General features: G+C 38.6%; 9 protein-coding genes. 7 read left to right on the forward strand and 2 right to left on the reverse strand.

Going from position 1 to position 8750, the window contains the following annotated elements; all coding sequences use genetic code 11:
• Positions 1-318 precede the first annotated feature (318 nt).
• Positions 319-912 (reverse strand): glycerol-3-phosphate acyltransferase, encoded by a 594-nt coding sequence (locus tag FG383_RS20610; protein WP_142609537.1) that lies wholly within the window; start codon positions 910-912, stop codon positions 319-321.
• Positions 913-1022: 110 nt separating this feature from the next.
• Here FG383_RS20610 and FG383_RS20615 point away from each other — a divergent pair, with 110 nt between their 5' ends.
• Positions 1023-1595, forward strand: a complete 573-nt coding sequence (locus tag FG383_RS20615; RefSeq protein WP_142609538.1) for a nitroreductase family protein — start codon at positions 1023-1025, stop codon at positions 1593-1595.
• 60 nt (positions 1596-1655) lie between these two features.
• Here FG383_RS20615 and FG383_RS20620 read toward each other — a convergent pair whose 3' ends face one another.
• Complete coding sequence (locus tag FG383_RS20620; RefSeq protein WP_142609539.1) at positions 1656-3053, reverse strand: dipeptidase; 1398 nt, start codon at positions 3051-3053, stop codon at positions 1656-1658.
• 133 nt (positions 3054-3186) lie between these two features.
• Between FG383_RS20620 and FG383_RS20625 the strand changes: the two genes are divergently transcribed.
• The 6 genes from FG383_RS20625 to FG383_RS20650 form a co-directional block, all read left to right on the forward strand.
• Positions 3187-4452, forward strand: coding sequence for a hemolysin family protein (locus tag FG383_RS20625; RefSeq protein WP_342782161.1), 1266 nt, complete (start codon positions 3187-3189; stop codon positions 4450-4452).
• A gap of 132 nt (positions 4453-4584) precedes the next feature.
• Entirely contained in the window at positions 4585-5133 is a 549-nt protein-coding gene (locus tag FG383_RS20630; RefSeq protein ID WP_142609540.1) for an RNA polymerase sigma factor, read from the forward strand.
• Between the two features lie 742 nt (positions 5134-5875).
• Positions 5876-7621, forward strand: coding sequence for a DNA polymerase III subunit gamma/tau (gene dnaX, locus FG383_RS20635; protein WP_142609541.1), 1746 nt, complete (start codon positions 5876-5878; stop codon positions 7619-7621).
• A 14-nt stretch (positions 7622-7635) separates the two neighbouring features.
• On the forward strand, positions 7636-7956 hold the full coding sequence (locus tag FG383_RS20640) for a YbaB/EbfC family nucleoid-associated protein (RefSeq protein WP_142609542.1): 321 nt from the start codon (positions 7636-7638) through the stop codon (positions 7954-7956).
• A gap of 11 nt (positions 7957-7967) precedes the next feature.
• Positions 7968-8564 carry a recombination mediator RecR gene (gene recR, locus FG383_RS20645; protein ID WP_142609543.1) on the forward strand — a complete coding sequence of 199 codons (597 nt, stop codon included), beginning with the start codon at positions 7968-7970 and terminating at the stop codon, positions 8562-8564.
• 18 nt (positions 8565-8582) lie between these two features.
• Positions 8583-8750: DUF2508 family protein (locus FG383_RS20650; protein WP_142609544.1), on the forward strand; the 168-nt coding region annotated here is incomplete at its 3' end.

Here is an 8750-nt window from a genome sequence, read left to right on the forward strand (position 1 = left end):
GAGCAACCAAAATACGGATGAAAGCAACCAATTCTAAAAATAGCAAGTTTACTTGATGGGAAACTAGGATGATTTCGACATATTATAGGAATAATATGTCTTAAAGCCCATGAACCAGCTAGCTAGCATCTACTAGACCGTTTTTTTCGCTTGCGAGATGTGTTTTGTCACGTTCGTAGTGATAATATCTCGCTCACACCCCACGGAAAGCGTCCGCCCAGCAGCGAAAATCCCAGCGCACACTTCATTCAGCGCACTACGACGCATTATCCCTAGTAAGTGCGACATTTCGTTCATCGTTCCCACTTGCCATATCGTTTAGAGGTGGTCGCGTGCGCTTTTGTTTGTTGATTTCCACCACCGTGCTTCCCACGATTCTTTAGCATCGAATCGATGGCGATATAAAATGAGTAGGATTGCAATAGACAACGGCCATAAGTAGGAAAAAGCAGGGATTATCCAACATAAGATAGCGTATATACTGAAAGCGATTAACATACTTAAAGTGGCACTTCTTAATAGACCAATGAAAACGACAAAAAATGCAGCCATAATACCGAATAACGCTGGATTGAAAACGAGCGCGACTCCAATAAAAGTAGCTATTCCTTTTCCGCCTTTAAAACGAAGCCAAAAAGGATACATATGGCCGGCAATTCCCAATAACCCACCAATAGCAATAATCTCTGAAGAAAAATGAAAACGTAAGCCGATATATAGGATGAGCACTCCTTTAAGTGCGTCTCCTAAAAAAGTTAATAAAAATGCAGTTTTTCCAAGGACGGCACCAGCATTTCTTGCTCCTAAGTTTCCGCTACGCATTTTAGTTAAGTCTGTTTTCTTCCATTTTCCAATCCACCAAGCAGTAAGAAAAGTACCGATAAAATAACTAACTAACCAATAAAGAAGCATAGAACCACCTCAATTGTTTGAATGTAAAATAGCAACCCTTTTAAAATGACGTTTAACTTGGTATGATGTTAGTAATAATGGATGCTAAAGAAAAGGGAGTTTTTCATACAATGATGCAACAATCATTAACTATTCGTGATGCAATTATTCAAAGAAGGTCCATCAAGGCATTTAATGGACAACCCGTCGAAAGAGATATATTACTTTCTATTATGGAAGATTCCATATGGGCACCGAATCATCAAAATAGACAACCATGGCGATTTGTTGTTGCTTGCGGGAAAGAACTTTTAGATTTATATGATGTGTTAAAAGAGTTCGCTATTCCAAAATGGAAAGAGCTGACGGATGAAGAATTAGAAAAACAAATGAAAAAGTTTACAAATCCGGGGGGCTATATTTTCGTCATTGTCCCTGAAGATGCACGCCAAAAAGAGCGTTTAGAAGATTATGCTGCTGCAAGTATGCTTATTCAAAATATCCAATTACTTGCATGGGACCGTGGCATTGGTTCTTGCTGGAAAACACCAGGCTTTTTAGATAGTCCTAAATTCCGTGAAGCACTTGGAGTTAAGCAAGGCGAACGCATCATTAGTATGTTACAAGTTGGCTATTTTGACGAAATGCCAAAACCGAAAGAACGTAAACATGTGGATGAGCTAATTACTATATTTGGTGAATAAAAGAAGAGCTATCTCCTTATAAAGGGGGATAGCTCTATTTTATTTTCGATATAGGACGCCTTATTTTTTTAGTTGCTCCTTCGATAGATGTGCAAGCTCGTAGTAATAATCACCAATAACTCGTAAACCTTGGTCAAAGTTTTCCAAATGGAAATGTTCGTTTGGTGCATGGAAATTTTCTGAAGATAAACCGAAGCCCATTAGCACTACTGGTAATCCAAGGATCTCATCGAATGCCGCTACGATTGGGATAGAACCGCCACCACGTGTGTATGCTGTTGGTACATTGTAAACTTTTTCATAGCTACGACCAGCCGCTTGAATTGCAGGGTGATCGAAAGGCGTTATAAATGGTTTTCCTTTATCAAATTCCGTAACGGTTACTGTAACACCAGTTGGTTTGTTTTTTTCAATATGCGCTTTTAGTTTTGCTACGATTTCGTCCGGATTTTGGTCTGGTACTAAACGGCAAGTAATTTTGGCACCGGCTTCACTCGGTAATACTGTTTTGATGCCTTCTCCAGAGAACCCTCCGAATACACCATTCACTTCAAGCGTCGGGCGAGCCCAAACACGCTCTAAATGAGAGTAACCTTTTTCACCGAATAGCTCTTCGACTCCAACTTCTTTTTTCAATTCTTCTTCATCGAAGCCGAGTGCTTTATAGGCTTCACGTTCTTCATCAAGCAAGGGACGAACGTTATCGTAGAAACCTTCTACTTGGATCGTACCTTCTGCATCACGGAAAGAGTCTAAAACCGATACGAGTGCGTGGATAGAGTTTTGAACTCCGCCTCCGTATAGGCCAGAGTGTAGGTCACCTTTAGCTCCTTTTACGTCAATTTGAACGCCACAAAGACCGCGTAATCCGTAGCATACAGCGGGTTGTCCTGGTCCTTGCATCCCAGTATCGGAAATAACGATTACGTCCGCAGCAAGCTTTGCTTTATTTTCTACTATATACGCCTCTAAGTTTGGGCTACCAACTTCTTCTTCGCCTTCGATTAAAAATTTTACATTAACAGGAAGTGACCCTTCTGTTTGAAGAAGTGCTTCTACTGCTTTTACATGCATAAACACTTGACCTTTGTCGTCACTCGCACCACGCGCATATAATTTGTTGTCGCGCACTTCAGGATTAAAAGGTTCTGATTCCCAAAGGTTTAGTGGATCAACAGGTTGCACATCATAATGACCATAAACAAGAATGGTTGGTTTGTCATCTGCATGTAGCCAATCTGCATATACGACGGGATGACCATTTGTTTTATCTATGATTACGTTTTCTAAGCCGGCTCTTTTGCATGAATCTGCTAACCACTCAGCACCCTTTTGCATGTCGTTTTTATGTTCGGATAAAGAAGAGATACTAGGTATGCGTAGAAACTGTTTTAGTTCCTCTAAATGTGTCTCTCTTTTTTCCGTAAAGTAATTATTTAACGCTGTTAAATGGCTCACTTGAATCCCTCTTTTCATAAAATTTCGTGAATAGAAATAGTATAGCATAAGAATTGTGACAACTAAAATCGTAGTGTGCTATAGTAATAAAAAGAAATAGGCAACGATGTTATCATTTTAGGAGGATACAAAATTGTACATAGAATTTGTACTATTAGCATTTGCACTACTTGTTTCATTCTTTTTATCGGGAAGTGAAACAGCTTTAATGACAGTAAATAGGACGAAGGTCCGACTGCGAGCAGAACAAGGGGATAGAGCAGCAAAAGAGTTACTCGTTCTTTTATTAAAGTCGGACCGAATGATTGTAACGATATTAATAGGCAACACAATTGCGAATATTGCAATGACTGTTTTAGTTATTCACATCGCAGAAAATTATGCGTGGAATATTGTTTGGTCTATTATCGTTCTGACCGTGATCATTATTTTATTTGCGGAAGTACTGCCAAAAACAATTGCCGCAACTTTTTCGGAAAGAATCGTGTATATTGTCGCTCCGATGATTCGATTGTTGATTGGACTATTAAGACCGATAACGTTTTTAGTTGCTGAATTCATCAACATGCTAATTCGAATCGGGTCTAAAGGTGCTGTAAAGGAAACGATCATCACCAAAGAAGAACTTTTGAATATGGTAGATATAGCTTCAACAGATGGTACATTTGAAGAAGAAGAATCCGAACGAATTAAAGGAATACTCGATTTTCCAAATAAAGACGTATCAGACGTATTATTTACGCATCGAACGGAAATGGTTGCATTACCTATAGAGTATACGTATGAAGAGGTACGGGATACAATACTCGAGCACTCCTATACGAGATATCCTGTGTATGATGAAAACTTAGACACAATTGTTGGTATGTTTTATTCGAAAAAGCTAATAGAATGGTCCATGGATCCATCGCTTGCTTTCGAAACACTTATGGATATAGAACCATTGTTTGTCGTGCAAACATTAAGCGTAGAGAAAGTATTTGAACTGATGCTTAAGCATAAAAAGCATATGGCAATTGTTTTAGATGAATACGGCGGTACGCTTGGAATTGTTACCCATGAAGATTTAATCGAAGAAATGATCGGGCAAGAAATAGAAGATGAAACAGATGATGATGAAGAAATATTAATACATGAAATGACGGAAAATCGTCTGGTCTGCGCGGGTCGCGTGGAAATAGAAGAAGTAAATCAATTGTTTGATCTATCGATTGTGAATGAAAATGAAACAATCGGAGGATTCGTACTGGACCAGCTAGGGCATGTTCCGGAAGAAGGCGAGCAATTTACATACGAAAATCTATTTATAGAAATTAATGAAATGGATCGTAGCCGAATTGTAACGTTAACGATTACGAAAAGAGAAGAACCGGAAGTAGATGAAGCGCAAGAGGAGTAATAATTCCTTTTGCGCTTTTCTTATATTCTTTCTTACACGATTGTAATTATATTGAAAGAGAATACGATGGAGGGTAAGGTTCAAGTTTGGCATTATAGAGTTATAAAGAAAAGCCGAGCGGAGGAATAAATAATGCAAGTTAAAATTGAAGATATTTACGAAGAATATAACCGTTACATATATTTCTTATGTTTGAAACTAACAAAAAATCAAATAGATGCTGAAGATTTAATGCAAGAAGTGTGGATGAAAGTTGTTCGATATGAATCGTATATGAAAGAAGTGGACCATGTAAAAGCTTGGTTAACGACGATTTGTATGAATACATTCCGTGATAGATATCGTAAACAAGTTAGACGTAGCAAATACGTGGCAAATCAACCAGAACAACTTGATATCTCCTTATTAGATTTAATCGCAGCGGATGTTTTATCTGTAGAAGAGCAGTTGGAGAAAGAAGATGTTGGAGAAATTATTCGTTCGAAAGTTGCGGAATTAGATGGCATTTACCAAAAAACAGTGATGTATTTTTATGTACACCAATTTTCATTGATCGAAATCGCTGAGGTGATGAAAGTTTCGATTGGTACAGTAAAATCAAGATTATTTAGAGCGAAGCAACGTTTAAAAGAGCTTATTATGAATGATGAAATTGCGAAAGATTCGTTAGTATTAGTTTAATATGTATGAGCTTCCCCTGTTGGAAAGTGGCAGGGGAGGCTTTTTTGTGCTTTAGGAAATTATAAAAATTTAAACATGTAGATAATTTTTTTCAAGTAATATAAGGTATGCTAATTTTTTTATAGAACGCAATATGGGGATACTGCGCCGTAATGCGTTGAATAAAGTGTTCGCTGGGATTTTCGCAGCAGGGCGGACGCTTTCCGTGGGGTGAGCGATGAGCCTTCACCGTAGCTGCGCATCCGTTGTGAAGTCTCATTTTGCTCACTTGATCCCACTGGAGTCGCCGCCCTGCTGCGAAAATCAACGGAAATTGCTTACTTATTCAGTGGCAACTCGCAAAAAACAAAATTTCTGCAGTATTTGGTCTGGGTGAATCCAATAAATAGCTTAGGGCAACAGATCGTTCACTCNGTTAGTCTTTACCATGGATTTTCGCTGCATGCGGCGACTCCAATGGGATCAAGTGAGCAAGATGAGACTTCACATCGTACGCGCTAGCGGCAGTGAAGGCTCATCGCTTACCCGGTGGAAAGCGTACGACTGCACCGAAAATCCCGGTGGATACTTCATTCAGCTCACTACGTCGCAATATCCCTATACTGCACACTTTATTTACATACAGGTTATTTATGTTTTTTTGTTGTGATAGAATTTTTCCCTACATTAATAGGCGAAGTAACAACTGCTTTATGGTATAATAAAGTCATTATTTACTTAAAAATGAGAAGGAGGGGAATTGGTGACGTATCAAGCTTTCTACCGCGCTTATAGGCCTCAGTCATTTGCAGAAATGTCTGGTCAATCACATATAAAGCAAACTCTTCAAAATGCCCTCCTTTACAATAAAACGACACATGCGTATTTATTCTCAGGTCCGCGCGGTACGGGAAAAACGAGTGCAGCGAAAATATTCGCTAAAGCTTTAAACTGTGAAAATGGACCGACGAAAGAACCGTGTAATACTTGTGAAACTTGTAAAAGTATCACAGAAGGTTCTAATACAGATGTAATTGAGTTTGATGCAGCATCTAACTCTCGTGTAGAGGAAATGCGCGAAATTATTGAAAAGGTTCGTTTTGCCCCTTCAAATGCTCGCTACAAAGTGTATATTATTGATGAAGTGCATATGCTTTCTACAAGTGCATTTAATGCTTTATTAAAAACACTAGAAGAACCACCAGCACATGCTGTATTTATCTTAGCAACAACTGAACCACATAAGATTCCTTTAACAATTATATCTAGATGCCAGCGTTTTGATTTTAAAAGAATTACTTCTTCTGATATTGTTTCACGAATGAAAGAAGTATTGACAGATGCTAATATTGAATACGATGAGACTGTATTAAAGATTATTGCTCAAGCAGCGGCTGGCGGAATGCGAGATGCACTAAGTATGCTGGATCAAGTAGTATCGTTTAGCGGCGAGAAAATGACGCTAGAGGATGCGTTATTAGTAACTGGGTCAATTGGCCAGGATGTGTTTTTTCAATTAGCCGGTGCGTTAATTGAAAAGGATGTAGCAAAAGCTTTAAGTTGTGTGGAGCAGTTAGTGGATGATGGAAAAGATCCTGTTCGATTAACGGAGGATTTTATTACCTTTTACCGCGATTTACTTGTATTGCTTGTTGCACCCGAACAAACGGAGTTATTGGAAATAGCAACTGGAGACGCTATGTTTCACGAGTTGGCCTCCAAGTTTGCAGAAGATACTTTATATAAAAGTATTTCTATATTAACGAATACCCAGCAAGAAATGCGTTTTTCTAATCACGCGAAAGTGTATTTAGAAACGGCCATTATTCGTTTAGCGCAAGTTCCGAGAGGGAATGTAGCAACGACCGAGAGTAATTCAGAACTTGAGATGAAGGTAAGAGCACTGGAAAGTCAGTTACAACAGCTGCAAGAGCAAATAAGTCAAGGAATAGTACCACAAGCAAATGCTGGTGCGCAGGAACAACCAAAGAGACAAAGACAAAAGTCGAATGCTGGTGTGAAAGTGTCAAGTGGCCGTATCCAAGAAATATTAAAAACGGCAACTAAGACAGATATCCAAACGATTAAATCCCACTGGGCTACTATTTTGCAACTACTTCAAAAATCACATGCTGCATTATTAAATGATGCTGAACCAGTAGCAGCATCTTCTGGTGCATTTGTGTTAAAATTTAAATATGATATTCATTGCCAAATGGCCATGGAGAATAAAACCTTTTCTTCTTCTTTTCCACAGCTAATAGCAAACTTAACAGGTACAATGTATGAAGTTATATATGTGCCGGAGGAAAATTGGTTAAAGATAAGAGAAGACTTTATACGTCAAAATGGTTTGAAACAAGGCAATGCAGGGGGGACTGAAGATAGTTCTCAACCAACAGAAGCAATGGAGCTTCTGCAAGGAATGGAAGAGATTTCGGAAGATCCTTTAATAGTAGAAGCAGAGAAATTATTTGGGAAAGAATTTGTAGAAGTACATGATGACTAAGGAGGAAAATAATAATGCGCGGAATGGGAAATATGCAAGGTATGATGAAACAAATGCAAAAAATGCAAAAACAAATGGCTGAGGCTCAAGAACAACTAGGAACTCAACGTTTTGAAGCTGTAGCTGGCGGAGGAATGGTGAAAGTTGTTGTCTCCGGTCATAAAGAAGTACTAGAAGTAGAACTAGATCCAACTGTTGTTGATCCAGAGGACATAGAAATGCTTCAAGACTTAATCGTAATTGCAACAAATGAAGCAGTGAAAAAAGCAGACGAAACAGCGAATTCCACGATGGGGCAATTCACGAAAGGGTTGAACCTTCCTGGTATGTTCTAGGAGGAAAAAAGATGCATTATCCTGAACCAATATCAAAACTAATAGATAGTTTTATGAAATTGCCAGGAATCGGGCCGAAAACAGCGGCCCGTCTGGCATTTTTTGTGCTAACAATGAAAGAAGACACAGTTTTAGATTTTGCTAAAGCATTAGTAGATGCTAAACGAAACTTAACTTATTGTTCAGTTTGTGGGCATATTACAGATATTGACCCCTGTCATATCTGTCAAGATCAGCAACGTGATCTATCGATGATTTGTGTAGTCCAAGATACGAAAGATGTAATAGCTATGGAGAAAATGAGAGATTATAACGGTTTATATCATGTACTTCATGGTGCTATTTCACCAATGGACGGGATTGGACCAGAAGATATTAATGTTCCTTCTCTTTTGAAAAGATTACAGGATACGCAGGTAGAAGAACTGATTTTAGCAACTAACCCTACAATAGAAGGAGAAGCAACAGCGATGTATATTTCTCGTCTCGTGAAGCCCTCTGGTATTAAGACAACGCGAATTGCGCATGGTTTACCTGTGGGTGGAGATTTAGAGTATGCAGATGAAGTAACCTTATCCAAAGCATTAGAGGGTCGCCGAGAGTTGTAAGGGGGATGCTGTAGTACTATGTTTTTTCAAAGGGCAAAATTAAAAAAAGAGTTTGATCAGCAATTTGTAAAATTAATTAAAGAAACAAAAGAAGATTGGCAACAAGCCCAACAAATAGAGGATTATTTGAATGACTACGATTTAGACGCAATGGCGAAAAGAAAAATTGCAGAGAGCATTCACTTC

The organism is Psychrobacillus soli (genome assembly GCF_006861775.1).
Taxonomy (GTDB): domain Bacteria; phylum Bacillota; class Bacilli; order Bacillales_A; family Planococcaceae; genus Psychrobacillus; species Psychrobacillus soli.

What these genes read in the sequence shown, in the direction of transcription:
- recR (WP_142609543.1), top strand. Translation starts at nt 7,968, where the DNA reads ATGCATTATCCTGAACCAATATCAAAACTAATAGATAGTTTTATGAAA.
- FG383_RS20610 (WP_142609537.1), bottom strand. Translation starts at nt 912, where the DNA reads ATGCTTCTTTATTGGTTAGTTAGTTATTTTATCGGTACTTTTCTTACT.
- FG383_RS20630 (WP_142609540.1), top strand. Translation starts at nt 4,585, where the DNA reads ATGCAAGTTAAAATTGAAGATATTTACGAAGAATATAACCGTTACATA.
- FG383_RS20615 (WP_142609538.1), top strand. Translation starts at nt 1,023, where the DNA reads ATGATGCAACAATCATTAACTATTCGTGATGCAATTATTCAAAGAAGG.
- FG383_RS20640 (WP_142609542.1), top strand. Translation starts at nt 7,636, where the DNA reads ATGCGCGGAATGGGAAATATGCAAGGTATGATGAAACAAATGCAAAAA.